Raw genomic sequence first — 2,262 nt, 5'->3', positions numbered from 1 at the left:
GGCACGAAGGTGTCGTCGCCGTTCAAACCGCGTGCGACCACCGGGTCGTGTCAGAGGCGGGCTCTACAGTCAGCAGTGACCGTCGAACCCCTGAGGGAAGGAGCGAGTCCGCTGCGTCTGGGCCCAGATATTTCAGCGCCACGCCGGGACGAAACCCACGACCGGAGGTCCGCTGAAAAACCGACAGCACAGGCGCCCGGCGCAATAGCCCTGGCCTGCGGCTTTACCCTGGGGCCCTCATCGCCCCTACGAGGGGTACCAACCGGATGACGGGCGCGTGAGGAGACCGCCCCGCCGGCGTCTTCATCGCCCCTACGAGGGGTACCAACGTCTCGGCTCGCAGCTCGGGATTGGTCAGAGTGCTGCCTCGTGCCCCTCCCGACGCGGGTGGCGGCCCCTTTTACCTTTTCCCCCAAAGGTCGGTACATATCTGGATTTGATGTCAGCATGGCCCGCGCCCAGTGTATGGGGCCCAGGGCATGTCGTGATCGTTCCAGTTCGACGGCGACTCCTTCGAACTCCCACTGAGATCGGGCACCGCACGGTACGCGTTCTCCGAGGCATCGGCGACGACGACCTCGACGGACTGCTGAGCGAGTAGCAGTTCAAGCTCTTCGCGGAGCGCGACGTGACGCTGCAGGGCGTCGCCGCGACCCTGGCGGCGTACGGCAAGGAAGCCTTCCTGAAACAGGGGGGCCGTGTGTTGCGTAGGCGAGGCGCTCAAGGGGCGCGGCGAACGGGCAGGCGTCATGGCCGTAGTCTCGGCGCAGTTCGACGCGAACGACGTGCAGGTCCGGGTCGTTGGTGCGGCCTGTGCGGCGGCATCGCACGACGCGGTCGATGAGCTGGTCCGTCGTGAGACCAGCGTAGGAATGCTCGGGTTGCCGGTCGGCGGGGCGCGGACTGGAGCCTGTCGTGGGCTGAGCTCGTCCGGTCACTCTGGCCGCTGCCGCGACGTCGCCGGTGGCCGCGCCCGGCTTCCTTGGCTGTTCGAGTCCCAGCGTTGCGGCGACTGCTGGGAGAATGGTCCGATCGGGGGTGGCGGGGTCGCCGCCAGGTGATCGACGCGATCGTGTTCAAGGAGCGGTGCTGCTACTTGATGCGTTTGAATTCGTGGAACTGGCAGCTGTCGGGGTCGCCGGCAGTCCTGTACAAGTGGGGGTTCTCGCGGCTGCCCGCGACGGCGAAATTCCCGCCCGGTAGCGCCAGGTCATCCTTGGCGAGGTTTCCATACGGTGTGGTGTGCGAGCCGGGCCGGACTCGCCAGGTGCCCTGCTGGGGCCCTTGCCGGTCAGGCTGGAGGTCGCCGAAGGTGTCGTACTCCGGCCAGTCGGCGGCTCGCGTCGTCCCGTCCGCCTTCAACTCCAGCTCTCCGGAGGGCGAGCCGGTGTAGTGACCGACCAGGTCCTGCTCAGTCAGTCCCTTGGGCCAGGCCCCTTCGGGCCCGCAGGAAGAGAATCGGGCGCATCCGGCCGACGTCGCGGACGTAGCCACAACCAGTGAACAAGCCACGACCACGGCTTTCCAGCGCATCACATTTCCCCCGAGCGATCAGCCAGGCAGGCGGAATCAGTCTCTCAGAGGCGACATCACGGACAGCAGTGAGGGTGTTCGTTCGGCCTGCGTCTGCGGAGGCCCGGCCTCCCAGCCGACGTTCTGGCCGATGTCGTGGCCGCCTGGGCATGGCCGGCCGTCGACAGGGCAGAGCGCTTCGGGCCCCGCCCAACACCAAGGTCACATATTCTCTGCTTGCTCTGCTCCTCGTAGAGGGATGCCGGAAGGCTGTGTGGTTGGGGGCCCCTCGTAGGGGCGATGAATGCGGAGCGCACAACGATCTAGCAAACGCACCAGTTGTTATCCCTCGTGGGGGATGAGGTGCGTGATGCTACCGGTCCGTGACGGTGAGGGCTTCCTTCCGCCCGGCTTAATGACTGTGATGATGAACGGTCACGTGCGAGTTGAAAATCTGCACTGGACCGTTCGGCGTTCGAGGGCTGCTGCAACGTTCGCAAAGAGATGCGGGAACTGCTTGACGTGCCTGTTGGCCCCAGGCGCCGAATGCTGCTGCGAACTCTGGGTCGGCGTGGGCTCGGTCAGTCAGGGTTCTGCTTAGTGCGGCGGCTCGCTGCGGGTCTCCGGGCTGTTCTTCTAGGGCCTGTGTGGAGTGGTGATCTCGTGGGGTCCCCGGTCTGGGAGGGTCGGGGGTCTTGGGGTACAACGGTGGGGTGTCTCGACCTCAACTTTCGGATGCTGAGTGGGAGT

1 protein-coding gene is annotated in these 2,262 nt (G+C 66.0%); it reads right to left on the bottom strand.

All coding sequences use genetic code 11. The features are described 5' to 3' along the window. Positions 1-1,092: 1,092 nt before the first annotated feature. Positions 1,093-1,494, bottom strand: coding sequence for a hypothetical protein (locus AC07AB_RS40170; protein ID WP_478577672.1), 402 nt, complete (start codon positions 1,492-1,494; stop codon positions 1,093-1,095). Positions 1,495-2,262: the final 768 nt, after the last annotated feature.

The sequence above is a fragment of the Streptomyces sp. NPDC044033 genome, assembly GCF_056434425.1.
The sequence above is the reverse complement of the archived record's forward strand: the minus strand, read 5'-3'. Positions and strand labels throughout refer to the sequence as shown.